Annotated in this window: 13 protein-coding genes; 5 read left to right on the forward strand and 8 right to left on the reverse strand. The window is 70.3% G+C overall.

All coding sequences use genetic code 11. From position 1 onward, the window contains the following. Nucleotides 1-31: 31 nt before the first annotated feature. Together ACSF8R_RS02145 and ACSF8R_RS02150 are read right to left on the reverse strand one after the other, a co-directional pair. Nucleotides 32-1,234: a class I SAM-dependent methyltransferase gene (locus ACSF8R_RS02145; protein WP_434810190.1), complete on the reverse strand. Its 1,203-nt coding sequence runs from the start codon at nucleotides 1,232-1,234 to the stop codon at nucleotides 32-34. After that, nucleotides 1,231-2,529 carry a DUF4921 family protein gene (locus ACSF8R_RS02150; RefSeq protein WP_434810191.1) on the reverse strand — a complete coding sequence of 433 codons (1,299 nt, stop codon included), beginning with the start codon at nucleotides 2,527-2,529 and terminating at the stop codon, nucleotides 1,231-1,233. Before ACSF8R_RS02150 ends, ACSF8R_RS02145 begins: the two co-directional genes overlap by 4 nt. Before the next feature lie 31 nt (nucleotides 2,530-2,560). Between ACSF8R_RS02150 and ACSF8R_RS02155 the strand changes: the two genes are divergently transcribed. Further along, entirely contained in the window at nucleotides 2,561-3,295 is a 735-nt protein-coding gene (locus ACSF8R_RS02155; protein WP_434810192.1) for an NAD-dependent deacylase, read from the forward strand. Beyond that, nucleotides 3,292-3,687: a DoxX family protein gene (locus ACSF8R_RS02160; protein ID WP_434810193.1), complete on the forward strand. Its 396-nt coding sequence runs from the start codon at nucleotides 3,292-3,294 to the stop codon at nucleotides 3,685-3,687. The genes ACSF8R_RS02155 and ACSF8R_RS02160 overlap by 4 nt, the downstream gene beginning before the upstream one ends. On the opposite strand, the gene ACSF8R_RS02165 is transcribed toward ACSF8R_RS02160, so the two are convergent. After that, the gene (locus ACSF8R_RS02165; RefSeq protein ID WP_434810194.1) at nucleotides 3,675-4,652 is read right to left on the reverse strand and encodes a Gfo/Idh/MocA family protein; all 978 of its coding nucleotides are present in this window, start codon (nucleotides 4,650-4,652) and stop codon (nucleotides 3,675-3,677) included. The two genes, ACSF8R_RS02160 and ACSF8R_RS02165, sit on opposite strands and share 13 nt — an antisense overlap. 44 nt (nucleotides 4,653-4,696) lie before the next feature. Between ACSF8R_RS02165 and ACSF8R_RS02170 the strand changes: the two genes are divergently transcribed. Beyond that, nucleotides 4,697-6,028 carry a M20/M25/M40 family metallo-hydrolase gene (locus ACSF8R_RS02170; RefSeq protein ID WP_434810195.1) on the forward strand — a complete coding sequence of 444 codons (1,332 nt, stop codon included), beginning with the start codon at nucleotides 4,697-4,699 and terminating at the stop codon, nucleotides 6,026-6,028. 13 nt (nucleotides 6,029-6,041) lie between these two features. Here the strand turns inward: ACSF8R_RS02170 and ACSF8R_RS02175 are convergent, their stop codons facing one another. Continuing rightward, on the reverse strand, nucleotides 6,042-6,992 hold the full coding sequence (locus ACSF8R_RS02175) for a quinone oxidoreductase family protein (RefSeq protein WP_434810196.1): 951 nt from the start codon (nucleotides 6,990-6,992) through the stop codon (nucleotides 6,042-6,044). Between the two features lie 37 nt (nucleotides 6,993-7,029). Then, complete coding sequence (gene hrpA / locus ACSF8R_RS02180) at nucleotides 7,030-10,923, reverse strand: ATP-dependent RNA helicase HrpA (RefSeq protein WP_434810197.1); 3,894 nt, start codon at nucleotides 10,921-10,923, stop codon at nucleotides 7,030-7,032. A 65-nt stretch (nucleotides 10,924-10,988) separates the two neighbouring features. Here hrpA and ACSF8R_RS02185 point away from each other — a divergent pair, with 65 nt between their 5' ends. Beyond that, on the forward strand, nucleotides 10,989-11,816 hold the full coding sequence (locus ACSF8R_RS02185; protein WP_434810198.1) for an aldo/keto reductase: 828 nt from the start codon (nucleotides 10,989-10,991) through the stop codon (nucleotides 11,814-11,816). A 20-nt stretch (nucleotides 11,817-11,836) separates the two neighbouring features. On the opposite strand, the gene ACSF8R_RS02190 is transcribed toward ACSF8R_RS02185, so the two are convergent. Beyond that, nucleotides 11,837-13,429 (reverse strand): dolichyl-phosphate-mannose--protein mannosyltransferase, encoded by a 1,593-nt coding sequence (locus ACSF8R_RS02190; protein ID WP_434810199.1) that lies wholly within the window; start codon nucleotides 13,427-13,429, stop codon nucleotides 11,837-11,839. 22 nt (nucleotides 13,430-13,451) lie between these two features. Here ACSF8R_RS02190 and rsmI point away from each other — a divergent pair, with 22 nt between their 5' ends. Continuing rightward, nucleotides 13,452-14,273 carry a 16S rRNA (cytidine(1402)-2'-O)-methyltransferase gene (gene rsmI / locus ACSF8R_RS02195; protein ID WP_434810200.1) on the forward strand — a complete coding sequence of 274 codons (822 nt, stop codon included), beginning with the start codon at nucleotides 13,452-13,454 and terminating at the stop codon, nucleotides 14,271-14,273. A gap of 90 nt (nucleotides 14,274-14,363) precedes the next feature. Here rsmI and ACSF8R_RS02200 read toward each other — a convergent pair whose 3' ends face one another. Together ACSF8R_RS02200 and ACSF8R_RS02205 are read right to left on the reverse strand one after the other, a co-directional pair. Continuing rightward, nucleotides 14,364-15,272: a sugar ABC transporter permease gene (locus ACSF8R_RS02200; RefSeq protein ID WP_434810201.1), complete on the reverse strand. Its 909-nt coding sequence runs from the start codon at nucleotides 15,270-15,272 to the stop codon at nucleotides 14,364-14,366. Beyond that, nucleotides 15,272-16,900 (reverse strand): ABC transporter permease subunit, encoded by a 1,629-nt coding sequence (locus ACSF8R_RS02205; RefSeq protein WP_434810202.1) that lies wholly within the window; start codon nucleotides 16,898-16,900, stop codon nucleotides 15,272-15,274. Before ACSF8R_RS02205 ends, ACSF8R_RS02200 begins: the two co-directional genes overlap by 1 nt. Between the last annotated feature and the right edge of the window lie 30 nt (nucleotides 16,901-16,930).

Raw genomic sequence — 16,930 nt, forward strand, 5'->3', positions numbered from 1 at the left:
GTTTCGATACACCGCGACTTCGCCGCGGCACTCAACCGCCGGATCGTCGGGTGGAGACCGTCACGGTGAACTTCGGGTCGCGGGCGATCTGCTCGGTCGGGCCGACCAGGCGCTCCAGGGCGGGGCGGTAGCGCAGCGACGAATTCCACACGCACCAGAGCTGGCCATCGGGTCGCAGTACGCGCGCCGCATCCGCGAACAGGCGCGGTGCCAGCAGGTCGGTGACGGCTGCGCCCGAGTGGAACGGCGGGTTCAGCGCGATGAATGACGCGCTGCCATCCGGCACGGCACCCAGCAGGTCGTCGCGCACGACGCGAACCCGCTCGGCGACGCCGTTCGCGGTGACCGTCGCCATGGCAGAGGCGACTGCGGCAGCCGACTGATCCGACGCGTACACCCGCGCGGACGGATGCCGCATCGCCAGCGTCGCCGCGATGACACCGGTGCCGCACGCGAAGTCGATGAACGGATCATCGGCGGTGCCGCCCGGCAGGTCGGCGGGCAGATGTGCGAGCAGCATCCGCGTGCCGATATCCAGCTTGGCGCCCGCGAACGCCCCGCCGAACGCGCGGATCTCGAGCCCGTCGACCCGTGCCGCCTGAGGCTCGGGGTCGCGGCCGGCGCGCGGTTCGCGCGCGATCAGCACGCGGGACTTCTGACGTGCATGGGTGACGTCGAGCCGCCCGAACGAGGCGCGCAGCACGTCGTTCATGGCGACGCTCATGTGCTTGATGCGCCCGCCGGCGAAGACGACGACGTCGGGGGAGGCGTGTGCGGCGATGAGCCCTGCGATATCGGCCAGCGCATCGAGCGAGCGCGGCAGTCGCAGCAGCACGACGCGTGCACCGCGGACGAGTTCGGCATCGAGCCGAAGTGACACGGTTGCGCCGGTCAGCCCGAGGTCGGCGGCGTTGAGGGCGAGCGCACGTTCGCCGGTGAGCGCGTCCTGGTGCACCCGGATAGGTGCGCGTTTCGTCTCGCTGCGCTCGCTCAACGACCGGAAGGGGGCGGGTGCGCGTTTCGTCTCACTGCGCTCGCTCAACGATCGGGAGGTCGCTGACGCGAGCGCGAGGGCGCCGTACGCGTCGCCGATGACGACGACCTCGCCCGAGCCGACAGCGTCGCGCGCATCCGCAGACTCGTCGAGGAGCAGCCGGTCGGCGGCGTCGAAGGCCGGCAGATCGGGCGCTTCGATGTCGGGTCGGCGTCGCAGCCGATCGAACGCGAAGCTCACTCGGTCGCGTCCTCGGCGTACCGCAGGTGCGCGTCAGACGCGACGCATTCATCGCCGATACGGATGCCGCGGGCCAAGCGACCCTCACCGCGCAGGCGTTCGAGCTCCACCACGGCCCGGCGGCGCAGCTCCCACGGGTCGATCGTGTTGACGTGCACCTTCGTGCCGCCCTCGAAACCCGCAGGGTTCGAGATGCGCCACTTCAACACCACACGCCACGGCATCGGCCACGCGGCCTCCGGCGGCCGGTAGTGCCACTCCTCGTTGGTCGGCACGAGCGGTCCGGTCGCGGCATGCAGGGCGTGCACGAGGTCGGAGACGGCCCGGATGCCGGCATCCGAATGCTCTTGCGGCAGGTTCGCGTCCGACGTCGAGTAGACCTCGAACGCCGGGTAGCGGTGCCCGACTCCAGCGAAGGCGACCGCCCCGCCGTTGGCTGCGACGAGCAGCCGCTGCTCGACCGCGAGGTCGGCGATGCGGTGCTGGTACAGGTTGTGGTCGGATGCCAGCAGTCGCAGCTCACGGTCGACCTGCGGCCCGTGTTCGTCGATCGCGACGAGCTGCTTGTGCAGGTGGTCGAACGAGGCGCCCGCCGGCCGCAACCAGTTCTGGAAGACCGCGACGTACGCGGCGTGCGGTTGCGCCGCCTGGATCTCGGCGAGCGAACGCACCGTGAACGCGATGTAGGCGGCGTGCTCGTCGGGGGTGAGCTCGCCGGACGAGACGAGCTGGTCGTCATGGGTCGCGCCGTCGACGACGTGCCGTCGAGCGACGATCACGTCATGCGACCCGCCGAGTAAGTCGAGCGCCGCCTCTTCGAGCGACGGGGCGACGCCTGACGCAGCGGCGCGGATCGCGGCGAGCGTCTCGACATGGGCGCGGCCCTGCGGCGTCGACAGGTAGTCCTGCGCCCACTCGAACACGCGCGCGGGCTGCCGGAACCCGTGGTTCTCGCGCCAGTACTCCGCCGAGACGATCTCGAACAGGTTCGCGAACCGGCGGAACTCGGCGACCGTGTCGTGGAGGTTCGCCGCCGGGACGGCCCGCACCTCCTCGAAGTCCGGCCCGACCAGCCGTGCCTTCTCGGGGGTGGTCTCGAGGTACCGGTCGCTGCAGAACGCGCATAGCTGCTCCGCATCGCCCGTGTCGAGCCTGCGCGGCGTCGGACGTGGTGCTGCGAGCGGGCGGTGCGCCCGGCCGGGTACCGTCCAGACGCGGGTGCCCGTCAGCGGCCCGATCTGCTTGACCGTGCCGTCGGGCATCCGCACGATCGCCTGCTTCGCGTCGTCGCTCACCCTTCCACCCTACTCAGGTGAGAATGGTCTCATGCGGGTGGTGGTGCTGACGGGGGCAGGGATCTCGGCCGAGAGCGGCGTGCCCACCTTTCGTGATGCAGATGGGCTGTGGGAGGGCCACGCCGTCGAAGACGTCGCGACGCCCGAAGCGTTCGACCGCGACCCCGACACCGTGCAGCGGTTCTACGACGCGCGGCGCCGCGCCCTGGCATCCGTCGAACCGAACCCCGCCCACCGGGCCCTCGCGCGGCTCGAAGGCGCCCTCGGCGACGACCTGCTGCTGGTGACACAGAACGTCGACGACCTGCACGAGCGGGCGGGATCGCAGCGCCTCGTGCACATGCACGGCGAGCTGCTGCGGGCGCTGTGCGCGTCATGCGGCGCCCAGCCGATGTGGGATGCCGATCTCATCGACGCCCCGCCGTGCCCGGCGTGCGGCGTCACGGCACTGCGACCGGACGTCGTCTGGTTCGGCGAGATGCCGTACGGGCTCGACCGCATCGAACAGGCCGTCATCGGATGCGACGTGTTCGCGGCGATCGGCACGTCGGGCGCGGTCTACCCGGCGGCCGGCTACAGCGCCCTGGCCGCGGCCTTCGGCGCGCACACGGTCGAGCTGAACCTCGTGCCCACCGACGCGCTCACACCGTTCGACGAGGTACGCACCGGGCCCGCGTCGATCACGGTGCCCGCGTGGGCCGATGAGCTCATCGCCGCGGCATCCGCCTCGACAGGCCGCGCCGAGTCAGATGGAATGGAGCGATGAAGACGGTTGCCCGCATCGCCCTCGCCGCCGCCATGCTGTTCGCCGGCATCTCGCACCTCACCTTCGCCCGCCGGGACTTCCAAGCGCAGGTGCCAGAGGTGCTCACGCAGGAGTTCGGGCTCGACGCCGACGACGTTGTCGTCGTCTCGGGCGTCGTTGAAGTGGCCTTCGGTGCCGCCCTGCTCGCCCTGCCACGGGAGCGCAGCCGCATCGGCGCACTGCTCGCGGCATTCTTCGTCGCCGTGTTCCCCGGCAACGTCGACCAGTGGGCACGCCGCCGTTCGGCGTTCGGGCTGGACACCGACCGAAAGCGGTTCGTCCGCCTGTTCTTCCAGCCGGTGCTGATCGTGTGGGCGTGGTGGTCGACGCGACCTGACCGTCAGCGCGGGTAGACGACGCCGATCTGGCGGCGCACCTCGTCGAGGGTGCCCATGATGCGGATGCTCTCGTCGAACGGCAGCAGGTCGCTGTCGTGCCTGCCGTCCGCGATGAGCTGCTCGGCGTACAGCGCCTGATACTGCATGCCCCGGCCCTCGACCTGCGACACGTAGGTCTCGCGCACCGTGCCGTCGGGCGCGGTGACACGGAACGAGGTCGGCGTGTACCAGACCCGGTCGATGTCGATCCGCGCCTCCGTGCCGATGACGTGCGCCGTGTTCGGCCCCGCGGCGCGCGCCGACGACAGGGTCGTCGAGACGGCGCCACCGGCGTGCGTGAAGATCGTGGCGACCTCGGCATCCGCCCCCGTCTCGCCCAGACGCCCCGCGGCGGTGATCGTCTCGGGTGCGCCGAGCACGTCCCACGCGAACGACACCGGGTAGATGCCGAGGTCGAGCAGCGCCCCGCCGCCCAGTTCGAGGGCGTTCAGGCGGTGGGTCGGGTCGTCGGTGATCTTCTGCGTGTGGTCGGCGTGCAGCGCCCGCACCTCGCCGAGCGCGCCGTCTGCGAGGAGTTCGCGGATGCGCAGCATGTGCGGCAGGTAGCGCGTCCACATCGCCTCCATTGCCAGCACGCCCCGGTCGGCCGCGAGGTCGCCGATCGCGCGGGCCTGGTCGGCGTCGAGGGTGACGGGCTTCTCGATGAGCACGTGCTTGCCGTGCTCGATCGCCAGCGCCGCGTTCTCGAGGTGCGCCGGGTGCGGCGTCGCGACGTAGATGATGTCGACGCCGGGATCTTCGGCCAGCTCCTGATACGAGGCGTGCGCGCGCGGGATCTCGAACTGGCGGGCGAACGCGTTCGCCGATGCGGCCGAACGCGAGCCGACGGCGGCGACATAGAGCCCTGCGGTGCGCAGATCGCTCGTGAACGCGTGGGCGATGCCGCCCGTGGCGAGGATTCCCCAACGAAGACCGGTCATGCTTCGAGCCTAGGGGTGCTGCGCGGTGAAAGTACGCTCGTAACGTGTTCCCCGCATCCGTCGACCGCTTCCGCGAGCTGCTGCAGATCCCGACCGTCTCGCACGCCGACGAGACCCTGATCGATCCGGAGCCGTTCGACCGGTTCCACGCGGCGCTCGAACGCCTCTACCCGCGCCTGCACGGGGTGCTGGAGCGCGAGGTGATCGCGGGTCATTCACTGTTGTACCGCTGGGCGGGATCGGCCTCCGGCGAACCCCTCGTGCTCATGGCGCACATCGACGTCGTGCCCGTCGTCGACGACGAGTGGGATCGCCCCGCGTTCGACGCCGAGATCGTCGGCGAGGGCGAGGATGCCGAGATCCACGCGCGCGGCGCGATCGACGACAAGGGGTCGCTCGTCGCGATCCTCGAAGCCGTCGAGCAGCTCGTCATCGACGGCTTCACGCCGGTGCGCGACGTGTACCTCGCGTTCGGGCACAACGAAGAGACTGCCGGCGACGGGGCGCAGGAGATCGTGCGAGTGCTGCAGGGCCGCGGCATCCGTCCCGGGCTGGTACTCGACGAGGGCGGCGCCGTCGTCGACGGGGTGATTCCCGGGGTGACGGTGTCGACCGCGATGGTCGGGGTCGCAGAGCGCGGCGTCATGACGGTGCTGCTCACTGCGCGCGAGGGCGGCGGGCACGCCTCGACCCCGCCCGCCGTGCCCGCGACCGCGCGGCTGGCGCGTGCGATCGACCGGCTGCACCGGCATCCGTTCCCGACACGGCTCGCGCCGCCGGTCCGCGCCATGTTCACCACGATCGCCCCGCACGCCCCGCAGCCGCTGCGCTGGGTGTTCTCCAACCTCGGGCTGCTGGGGCCGGCGCTCGCTGCGGCGTTCCCGCGCCTCGGCCCCGAGATGAACGCGATGGTGCGCACGACCGCCGTCGCCACGCAGCTGTCGGGTGCGCCGGGCGAGAACGTGCTCGCGACGACAGCACGTGCTGCCGTCAACATCCGTCTGCTCACTGGCGATACCGTCGACGGTGCAGCCGCCCGCGTGCGACGCATCATCGCCGACCCCGCCGTGGAGATCGAGGTGCGCCACGGCTCCGACCCGTCGAAGGTGTCGCCGTGGAAGGGCGAGGCGTGGCTGCGGATCGCGCAGGCCGTCGCCGACGGGCTCGGCGAGCAGATCGTGACGACGCCGTACATCCAGCTCGGCGCGAGCGACAGTCGCTGGTTCACCGCGATCAGCGACCACGTCTACCGCTTCACCCCGTTCCACCTCACCCGCGCCGAGCGCGACGCGCTCCATTCGCACAACGAGCGCATCCGGGTGGCCGTGTGGCTGCGGGGGATCGGCTTCTACCGCGAGCTGCTGCGCGGCAGCTGACGGCCCGTAGCCGTCAGGGGACGAGGACGATCTTGCCGACCGTGCCCGCTTCGAGCAGGCGGTGCGCTTCGGCGGCCTGGTCGAGCGGCAGGTGCGGACCGATCTCGACCGAGGCGCGGCCCGCGGCCAGCAGCGCGAGTGTCACGGGGATCGCCTCCGTACGCCAGGCGAGCTGCTGCGCCGTGAGCGGATGAGGGCTGCCACCGCTGAAGGCACGGATGCCGAGGTCGTCGGCGTCGGCGCCCCGCACGATCGTGGCAATGCGATCGCGGTCGGCGACGAGGTCGAGCGAGACCTGCAGGGCCTCGTCAGTGCCGGCGGCGTCGATCGCGACGGTGACCTCTTCTGCGAGGTCCCGCACCCGGTCTGCGAGGCCGTCGCCGTACGCCACGGGTTCGGCGCCGAGCGCCCGCACCCGGTCGGCCCGGGCATCGCTGGTCGTGGCGATCACGCGGGCGCCCCACAGCACCGCGAACTGGATGATGGCCTGCCCGACCGCGCCCGATCCGCCGTGCACGAGCAGGGTGTCGTCGCTGCCGACCGCGAGCGACCGCAGGGCCTGGTAGGCGGTCGCGAACGGGATGCCGATGCCTGCGCCCTCCGCCGCACTCACCTGCGGGGGTCTGGGCGTGACCTTCGCGGCGTCGAGGGTCACCTCGGCCGCGTACGTGCCGCCCGCGAAGGCGATGACTACGGCATCCCCGACTCGCAACCCCTCTACACCGGGTCCGACCGACGTGACGATGCCGGCGGCGTCGGCTCCGACACGGCGCGGTTCGGTGAACGGGCCGCTGGGGCGGATGCCCGCGCGCAGCTTCGCGTCGATCGGATTCACACCAGCCGCCTGCACGCGCACGGTCACCTCGCCGTCGCCGGGCGGGGCGAGCTCGACGTCGCCGGCGGTGAGGACCTCGGGTCCTCCCAGCTCGCGGTGGGTGATGGCGGTGGTCGTGGTGGTGCTCATGGTGACCGCAACCGTACCCTGCGGACGGCTATTCCACTCAGGCGCCGGCGAGGGCTTTGGCGATGCGCTGGGGGGAGACGGGTTCGGCGGTGCCGAGGCGCTGGGCGAACAGGCTCACGCGGTACTCCTCGAGCAGCCAGCGGGTGTGCACGAGGTGTGCGGGGGCGTCGGCGGGCAGCGGGATGGTGCCGCCGGCGTCGGTGAAGGATGCTGCGGCCTTCTCGAACTCGGTCATCCGCTGCCGGTCGCGGCCGGGGTTGTCGGCCAGGCCCGCAACCCGCTCGACCGCGGCCTGCAGATAGCGAGGCAGGTGAGCGAGCCGGGCGGTGCCGGTGCGTGAGACGAACCCGGCAGGCAGGAGGCCGGCGACCTGCTGCTTGACGTCGCCGAGCGCGGCGAGCAGCGTCATCGAGTTCTGCGACTTCACGGCGCGTTCGACGTCGCGCTGCAGCACGAGGATGCGGGCGACGAGCGACACCGTCTGGAACAGTTCCTCGACGACCGCCGAAGACAGCGCGTCGCGTACCCGATCGAACTGCGCCGGCGTGCGGACGTCGGGTTCGGTGCGGGCCATGACGGCGTCGGCGACGGCGACCCTGGCGTCCTCGATGAGGGCCTTCGCGGACGGGTACGGGGATGCCGCGAGTGCCAGCTTTTCGGCCGACGTGAGGTGCTCGAGCACGTACGCGGCGGGGGAGGGGACGGCCAGCAGCAGCAGGCGCCGCACACCCGCGTGGGTGAGACGGGCGGCCCGCTCGGGCGTCGCCTCGATGCGCAGGGCGACCGACTCCTTCTCGTCGACGAGCGCCGGATAGCCGCGCACGACACCGCCGGCGACCTTCGTGTCGACGACGGTGGGGAGGTCGCCGAGATCCCAGGTGGTGAGGCCCGTGCGTTCGGTGACGGAGGGGCCGGTGCCGCCCGTGTGGACGGGGCGTTTCGTCTCGTCGCTGCGCTCCTCGCTCAATGACCGGGGACTGGCGGGTGCGGCGAGCTTCTTCGCGACCGACGCCCGGGCACGACCCGACAGGCGGGCCTGTAGATCGGCGAGGTCGCGCGAGCTGCCGACGGTGCGGCCGCGTTCGTCGACGGCGCGGAACGAGACCGAGAGGTGTCCGGGCACCCGCTCCAGTTCGAAGTCGGCGGCGGTGACGGGCTGGTTCGCGACGCGCTGCACGCGGGCCGCGAGCGCTTCGCGGAGGGATGTCGGGGGCAGACCGTCGTGCGACTCCGGGCCGCTGCCGGCGAGCTGCTCCGAGAACGTCGCCGCCCAGTCCGCGGCAGGGACGACGTTGCGGCGGATCGCCTTCGGCAGCGCCCGCAGCAGACCTGTGATGAGCTCGTCGCGCAGGCCCGGCACCTGCCAGTCGAACCCGTCGGGTCGCAGCTGTGCGAGCAGGGCAAGGGGCACGACGACGCTCACGCCGTCGTCGGGCGCGCCCGGCTCGAACCGGTACGTCAGCGACAGCACCTGATCGCCCTGCCGCCACCGCGTCGGGAACTCGCGTTCATCCGCCCGCTCGGACTCACCGACGAGGTCGGCCTCGGTCATGTCGAGCAGCTTCGGCGTGCGAGTCGACGCCTCCCGCCACCACGTCTCGAACGAGCGCACGTCGAACACGTCGCGCGGCACCCGGGTGGCATAGAACGCGTACACGGTCTCGTCGCCGGCGAGCAGGTCGCGGCGGCGCTCCCGCTCCTCGACCTTCTCGAGTCGGCGGCGCAGCTCGAGGTTGCGCCGCTCGAACGCGGTCAGCCGCTTGTCGAGGTGCGCGACGTTCCACTCGCCCTCCACGAGCGCGTGCCGCAGGAACAGCTCGCGGGCGAGCTCCCGGTCGATGCGGGCCAGCTGCACGCGGCGTCGCGGGATGATCTCGACCCCGAACAGTGTCACCTTCTCGGCGGCGACGGCCGCCCCGGCATCCTTCGACCAGTGCGGGTCGCTGAGCGACCGGTTCGCGAGGTCACCGGCGAGCTCCTCAGCCCACGCCGGGTCGATCTGCGCGACCGTGCGCGCGAACAGGCGGGAGGTCTCGACGAGCTCGGCTGCCATGACGGCATCCGGTGTCGCCTTCTTCAGGCCCGAACCGGGGAAGACGGCGAACGAGGTGCCGCGGGCGCCGCGGAACTCGGGCAGCGGCTTGCGCTTGCCCTTCGTGTCGGTGCGGAGGCTCCGGGTGTCGAGGATGCCGATGTGGGACAGCAGCCCCGACAGGATCGCGCGGTGCACGGCATCCGGGTCGGCCGCGCCGCCACCGGCGGGCTGGGGGTCCTTCGTCTTCAGCAGTGCGCGCAGCTGCCGGTGCACGTCGAACCACTCCCGTACCCGGACATAGTTCAGGTGCTCCGAGCGGCAGAGCTTGCGGAACGCGCTGGAGCCGAGCGCTCGCTGCTGTTCCTGCAGGTGGTTCCACAGGTTCAGGAGCGTCAGGAAGTCGCTCGTCGGATCCGTGAAGCGGGCGTGGTACCGGTCGGCCTGCTCGCGCTGCTCGACAGGGCGCTCCCGCACATCCTGGATCGACATGCCCGCCACGATCGGCATGACCTCGCGCAGCACGCCGCGGCGCTGCGCCTCCAGCAGCATCCGCGCGAAGCGCGGGTCGATCGGCAGGCGGGCGATCTCACGCCCGAGTTTGGTGAGCGTCGCCTCGCCGCGGCCGCGCGAGACGGCACGCAGTTCGACGAGCAGGTCGAACGCCGCCTTCACGCCGCGCGAATCGGGCGGGGTGAGGAACGGGAAGGCGGTGATGTCGCCGAACCCGAGCGCGAGCATCTGCAGGATGACCGATGCGAGCGAGGTGCGCAGGATCTCGGGCTGGGTGAACTCGGGCCGCGAAGCGAAGTCGTCTTCGGCGTACAGGCGGATCGCGATGCCCGCCGACGTGCGTCCCGCCCGGCCCGAGCGCTGCTGCGCCGAGGCCTGCGAGATCGCCTCGATCGGCAGCTGCTGCACCTTCGAGCGGGCGCTGTAGCGCGAGATGCGCGCGGTGCCGGCATCCACGACATAGCGGATGCCGGGGACGGTCAGGCTCGTCTCGGCGACGTTCGTGGCGAGGATGATCCGGCGCCGCACGCCACTGAGCTTCGACGGCTCGAACACGCGGTGCTGTTCGGCGGCCGAGAGGCGCCCGTACAGCGGCAGCACTTCGGTCGGTCGGGCATCCTTCGCGTACATGCCGCGAACGGCATCCGCCGCATCCCGGATCTCGGCCTCACCGGGCAGGAACACGAGCACATCGCCGTCGGCCTCGCGGTCGAGTTCGCGCAGAGCAGCGAGCAGGCCGTCGACCTCGTCTTCGGTCTGCTCCTCGCCTTCCTGGCTCTCAGTGACGAGCGGGCGATACCGGATCTCGACCGGGTACGTGCGCCCCGACACCTCGATCACCGGCGCCGGGGTCTCATCGGCGGCGGCGAAGTGCTTCGCGAAGCTCTCTGGGTCGATCGTCGCCGAGGTGATGATGACCTTCAGGTCGGGGCGCTCTGGCAGGATGCGGGCCAGGTACCCGAGCAGGAAGTCGATGTTCAGCGACCGCTCGTGCGCCTCGTCGACGATGATCGTGTCGTAGCGCCGCAGCAGCCGGTCGCGGTGGATCTCGTTGAGCAGGATGCCGTCGGTCACCAGCGCCACCTGTGTCTCGGCGGAGACCTGGTCGGTGAAGCGCACCTTGTAGCCGACCGTCGAGCCCAGCGGCACCTGCAGTTCCTGCGCGATGCGCTCGGCGATCGTGCGCGCGGCGATCCGGCGGGGCTGGGTGTGCGCGATCGACGTGCGCCCGAGTTCGAGGCAGATCTTCGGCAGCTGCGTCGTCTTGCCCGACCCGGTGGCCCCGGCGACGATCACGACCTGGTGGTCTGCGATGGCGCGCGCGATCTCATCCCGCGCTGCACTGACGGGCAGCTCCGGGGGATAAGCGATCACGGGCGTAGGCATAGCGTTCCATCGTATCGAGCCGGCGCCGCGGCCCGGGCCCTCACCTGCGCGCCTACGCTGGAAGGATGAGCATCCCCACTGTTGAACTCAACGACGGCGTCCGCATTCCGCAGCTCGGCTTCGGCGTCTTCAAGGTCGACCCGGCTGATACCGAGCGCATCGTCACCGACGCCCTCGAGGCCGGCTACCGCCACATCGACACGGCCGCCATCTACGGCAACGAAGAGGGGGTGGGCCGCGCGCTCGCCGCCAGCGGCATCCCGAGGGACGAGCTGTTCATCACCACCAAACTGTGGAACGACCGGCAGGCCGGCGACGAGCCGTTGGCCGCGATCGACGAGAGCCTAGCCAAGCTCGGCCTCGAGCAGGTCGACCTGTACCTCGTGCACTGGCCGGCACCCAAAGGCGGCAACTACGTCAACGCGTGGGAGAAGATGGTCGCCATCCGCGACGCCGGCAAGACCCGGTCGATCGGGGTCAGCAACCACCTGCCCGAGCACCTGCGCGACATCATCGCGGCGACCGGTGTGACCCCCTCCGTCGACCAGATCGAGCTGCACCCGGCGTACCAGCAGCGCGATGTCACCGACTTCGCGGCAGAACTCGGCATCCGCATCGAGGCGTGGGGACCGCTCGGGCAGGGCAAGTACCCGCTGTTCGACGAGACCCCCGTCGCGGCTGCGGCAGCCGCGCACGGCAAGACCCCGGCACAGGTCGTGCTGCGCTGGCACATCCAGGAGGGCAACATCGTCTTCCCCAAGTCGAACAGCCCGGCGCGCATCCGCGAGAACCTCGACCTGTTCGACTTCGAACTGACCGCCGACGAGCAGGCGGCCATCACCGCGCTCGAGCGCGGCGGCCGCGTCTCGGCGCACCCCTCCGAGGTCAACTGACGCAGCCGGCTGCCCGGCGACTACACCCAGCCGGGCAGCCAGTTGTGGAGGCGGTAGAACTCGTACGGAATCTGTATCGCCGACCACAGCGGGTACCAGAACACCGCGAGCACGACCGCGACACCCAGGAACACCAGCACGACCCGCTGCCCCGACTGGCGTCGCTCGCGGCTCTGCGTCGGTGCGCCGGCGATCTCACGCAGCGCGAAGACGAGCCCCAGCAGCAGGAACGGGTACATGACGACCGTGTAGAACTGGAACACTGTGCGCTCGGGGAACGCCAGCCACGGCAGCCAGGTCGCCGCCACGGCGACGAGCACGAGCGCGTGACGCCAGTCACGGTGCAACGCGAACCGGTAGACGAGCCAGATGAGCGCGACGATCGATGCCCACCACACGATCGGATTCGGCATCGAGTAGAGGATGTCCAGGCATCCACTCGCGGACGCACACCCGTTCTGCCCGTCCGCCGTGCTGGCGGCATACATCGAGGTTGGCCGCACGAGCAGTGGCCACTGCCACGCAGGGCTCATGTAACTGTGCGCCGTCGACATCTGCGCCATCGAGTTGTAGATCGTCTCGTGGTACCGCCACAGGCTCTGCAGCGACAGCGGCAGCCAGCCGAACACCCCCGACGCAGTATCGGCTTCGACGGCGTGCCGCTGGTACCCGCCGTCGGTCGCGAACCACCCGGCCCACGACGCGAGGTAGACGGCGAGGGCGACGGGCACCAGGAGGATGAAGGCGACGACGCCCTGCCGCACGGCATCCAACGCCCACCACGGCAAACCGAGACGACGACGCTCCAGTGCGTCGGTGATGACGAGCCACAGGCCGATCGCGGCGAGCACCCACACGCCCGACCATTTGACGGCGCACGCGGCGCCCGCGGCCACCCCGGCGGCGACGACCCATGGGCGTGCCCACAGCACGGGACCCCGATCCGGCGACAGCGCGGCGCGCGCAGCCGTCGCGTCGGCGCGTTCCCGGAGCCGTGGGAAGTACGACTGCCGATCGCGCACGGCGAACCACACCGCCAGCAGCGTGAACAGTGTCAAGAAGATGTCGAGCAGTGACACCCGGCTCATCACGATGCCGAGCCCGTCGATCGCGAGCAGTCCCGCCGCGACACCCGCGAACACGAACGATCCGGTGAGCGTGCGCGCCAGCAGGTACAGCACCAGCACGCACGCGGTGCCGGCCAGGGCCGCCGAGATCCGCCAGCCGAACGACGACTCCGGTCCGAACAGCCACATGCCCAGCCCGATGAGGTACTTGCCGAGCGGGGGATGGACGACGAAACTGCCCTCGCCGGTGAAGATGTCGGTCTCGCCGGCGGCGAAGCGTTCGTCGGCGCCGTCGGGCCACGTCGACGCGAAGCCCAGCATCCACTGGCTCCAGGCGTCCTTCACGTAGTACGTCTCGTCGAAGACGAGGGTGTGCGGGTGCCCCAGATTCCACAGTCGCAGCACGGCCGCCAGCATCGTCACGAGCACCGGCGTGAGCCACTCCCACCGCCCCAGCAGGGTCGCGTCGTCGAGCACGCGGCGTCGCCACGCGTCGTACCGGGAGCGGCGCGGCGCCGGCAGCAGCGGCGGGGCGGAGGCGGTCACGACCCCAGCCTATGCTGGGGCGGTGATCATCCTCGCGGCGACCCCGATCGGCAATCTGGCGGACGCGTCGGCACGACTGCGCACGGCGCTCGCCGAGGCGACCGTGATCGCCGCCGAAGACACCCGCACAACGCAGCGACTGCTGCAGGCGCTCGGCATCGACAACCGACCCCGGCTGATCGCGCTGCACGACCACAACGAGAAGGCCCGCTCGGGAGAGCTCGTCGAACTCGCGCGCGAGCAGGATCTGCTCGTGCTGTCGGATGCCGGCATGCCCACCGTCAGCGACCCCGGCTACGGGCTGGTGGCGGCTGCCGCTGCGGCAGGGGTCGAGGTGACCGCGCTGCCCGGACCGAGCGCCGTCGTGACCGCGCTCGCGGTCGCCGGGCTGCCCACCGATCGGTTCACGTTCGAGGGGTTCCCGCCGCGCAAGCCGGGGGAGCGGCGCAAGACGTTCGCCGCGTTGCAGCACGAGCAGCGCACGATGGTCTTCTTCGAGGGTCCATCACGCCTGGCCGACACGCTCGAGGCGATGGCAGCGGCCTTCGGCGAGGACCGTCCGGCCGCGGTGTGTCGCGAACTCACGAAGCTGCATGAGGAGGTCCGTCGCGGACCGCTCGGCGAATTGGCCGGCTGGGCGCAGGGCGGCGTGCGCGGGGAGATCGTCGTCGTGGTGGGCGGTGCGGGGGTACGAGATGTCGCGCCCGAGGACGCGGTCGCGCAGGTGCTGGCACTGGTCGCCGACGGCATCCGGTTGAAGGATGCCGCCGGCGAAGTGGCGTCGCAGACGGGGATGTCCTCGCGAGAGCTGTATCAGGCGGCGCTCGCCGCCCGAAAGGCGTGACGCGAGCCCTCACGTTTGTGACGAGCCCTCACGATCTGTGCGCGCAGATCGTGAGGGCTCGTCGAGAGTGTGAGGGCTCGTCGCCCGGGGTCAGCCCTTGACCGATCCGGCGGTCAAGCCGCCGATGATGTAGCGCTGCAGCGTCAGGAACAGCACGAGCACGGGGATCGACGCGAGCAGGGCACCGGCCGCGAACAGTCCCCAGTTGCTGGCGAGCTGATTCGAGACCCACTGGTACATGCCGACCGCGAGGGTCCAGTTGTCTTCGGAGACCAGGATGATCTTCGAGATGATGTAGTCGCCGAATGCGGCGATGAACGCGAGCAGTGCCACGACCGCGAGGATCGGGGTCACGAGCGGCATGATGAGGCGCCAGAAGATCTGCGCGTGGGTCGCGCCGTCGATCTTGGCCGACTCGTCGATCTCCATGGGGATCGTGTTGAAGAACCCGTACATCAGGAACGTGTTCACACCCAGCGCGCCACCGAGGTACACGCAGATGAGGGCGATCTTCGAGTTGAGTCCGAGGAACGGGAACACCTCGCCGAGCGCAAGCAGCATGAGGAAGATCGCGACGAACGCGAGCGCCTGCGGGAACATCTGGATGATGAGCAGCGCCGTGAGGCTCGCACGGCGTCCCTTGAAGCGGAAGCGTGAGAACGCGTAGGCGGCGGCGGCGCCCATGATGACGGCGCCGAATGCCGAGGCGCCGCCGACGAGCAGCGTGTTGCCGTACCAGGTCCAGTACGCAGTGCCGCCGAGTGCACTGAAGTTCGAGAGGTCGAAGGTCGCGAACAGTGTGTTGCTCGCCGCGAGGCTGCCGCCGGGGTTGAACGCCGCCGAGACGACGTAGACGAGCGGGAACATGGCGTAGAAGAGGATGACCGCGGCCACCAAATACTTCCAGCCCACCTCCGACAGCCAGCGCTTGCGGCGGGCACCGGTGCGATTGGGGGCAGGTCTCGTGCGTGCGGGCGCAGCCTGCGTCGTTGTCGACATCACTGGTACTCCTCCAGCTTCTTGGTCTGTCGGAAGGCGATCGCCGAGATCACGCCGACGACGATGAACACGAGGATCGACAGTGCGCTCGCGAGACCGTAGTCGGCCGCGCCGCCCGAGACGCCCGAGATGTCCCAGATCGCCGAGATGAGGATGTCGGTCGATCCGAGCGCGTACGGTGCGCCGGGGATTGCCGGGCCACCGGCGTTGAACATGTAGATGATCGTGAAGTTGTTGAAGCTGAACGCGAACGACGAGATCAGCAGGGGAGCGGTCGCCACCAGCACGAGCGGCAGGATGATCGAACGCAGCTGGCGGAATCGACCGGCGCCGTCGATGGATGCCGCTTCGAGCGCGTCGGCAGGAAGCGCCTGCAGCGCGCCGGTGCACACGAGGAAGTAGTACGGGTACGTCAGCCACACGTTGACGAACAGCACGGCACCGCGGGCGAGCCACGGGTCGCCGAGCCAGTCGATGTTGGTGCCGCCGAAGAAGAACTCGTTGATGACGCCGAACTCGGCGTTGAACATGCCACGGAACAGCAGCGCCGACATGAATGCGGGGAACGCGTACGGGAGGATGAACAGCGTCCGCAGGATCTTGCGCCCCTTGACGCGCTCGTCGTTGAAGATGAGTGCGAACACGAGGCCCAAGGCGAACGGGATGACGACCGACAGCACCGCCCACACGAACGTCCAGAGCGTCACCATGGCGAGCGGCTCGACCATGTCACGGTCGGTGAACAGGCGCAGGAAGTTGTCGAAGCCGACGTTGACGACCCACCCGGTGCTCAGTTCCGTGCCGTCATCGGCGGCGAAGGTGCCGCGGTCGGTCGCGTGATAGACCTTGCCGGTCGCCGTATCGGTGATGGTCTGGGCCTGCTCGTCCCATTCCAGGGTGGACAGGTAGACGGCACCGCTCGCGCCGTCGCGGGTGCGGATCGACCCGTCGTTGGGGTCGTCCGAGACGGGGACGCGCAGGGCGAGGACGAGCGCCTGGGTGTCCTGCTGGACGAGTTCGCCACGGGGCACGATGTTCCAGCCGGGCACCTCGGTGGGGGCGCCGCTGGCGGGCGCATCGCCGACGGATTCGAGGGGGCTGTCGGCAGAGCCGACCTTCACTTCGCCGTCTTCGACGACCGCGAAGCCGTAAACCCCGTTCTGCTCGACGACGGCCAGCGGCAGGGTCGCGCCGCCTTCGACACGGCGCTCACCCTGGCTGAGTGCGGCGCTGACGGCCTGCTCCTGCGAACCGACGTGCCCGGCGCCGTAGTTGGTGAAGGCGATGTATGCGGTGTAGCCGAAGATGAAGACCTGGAAGATCAGCAGGAACGCGAGTCCCGGCAGCAGGTACTTCAGCGGCAGCGACCGCTTGGTGAAGTAGATGATGTCGGCGGCGACCAGCAGGACGATCGCAGCACCGGCGATGATCCAGGACTCTGCCTGGATCGCGGCGAAGATGCCCATGAGGCCGAAGGCGTTGATCACGCCCATGATGGCGAGCTTCACGAGGAAGCCCCATCCGAGTCCGCTCCAGCGCCGTCCGTGCGGCTCGGCCCCGGCCGAGCGCGGCGGCGTCTGGTCCGGGGGAGTCGCGCTTTCCGCGACGGTGCCCTGCGTGACCGACATGTGCATCTCCTTCAGGAAAGGGGTGGGGTC

Source organism: Microbacterium sp. bgisy189 (assembly GCF_965345345.1).
Classification (GTDB): domain Bacteria; phylum Actinomycetota; class Actinomycetes; order Actinomycetales; family Microbacteriaceae; genus Microbacterium.

What these genes read in the sequence shown, in the direction of transcription:
- ACSF8R_RS02185 (WP_434810198.1), top strand. Translation starts at nt 10,989, where the DNA reads ATGAGCATCCCCACTGTTGAACTCAACGACGGCGTCCGCATTCCGCAG.
- hrpA (WP_434810197.1), bottom strand. Translation starts at nt 10,923, where the DNA reads ATGCCTACGCCCGTGATCGCTTATCCCCCGGAGCTGCCCGTCAGTGCA.
- ACSF8R_RS02160 (WP_434810193.1), top strand. Translation starts at nt 3,292, where the DNA reads ATGAAGACGGTTGCCCGCATCGCCCTCGCCGCCGCCATGCTGTTCGCC.
- ACSF8R_RS02155 (WP_434810192.1), top strand. Translation starts at nt 2,561, where the DNA reads ATGCGGGTGGTGGTGCTGACGGGGGCAGGGATCTCGGCCGAGAGCGGC.
- ACSF8R_RS02175 (WP_434810196.1), bottom strand. Translation starts at nt 6,992, where the DNA reads ATGAGCACCACCACGACCACCGCCATCACCCACCGCGAGCTGGGAGGA.
- ACSF8R_RS02200 (WP_434810201.1), bottom strand. Translation starts at nt 15,272, where the DNA reads ATGTCGACAACGACGCAGGCTGCGCCCGCACGCACGAGACCTGCCCCC.
- ACSF8R_RS02165 (WP_434810194.1), bottom strand. Translation starts at nt 4,652, where the DNA reads ATGACCGGTCTTCGTTGGGGAATCCTCGCCACGGGCGGCATCGCCCAC.
- ACSF8R_RS02205 (WP_434810202.1), bottom strand. Translation starts at nt 16,900, where the DNA reads ATGTCGGTCACGCAGGGCACCGTCGCGGAAAGCGCGACTCCCCCGGAC.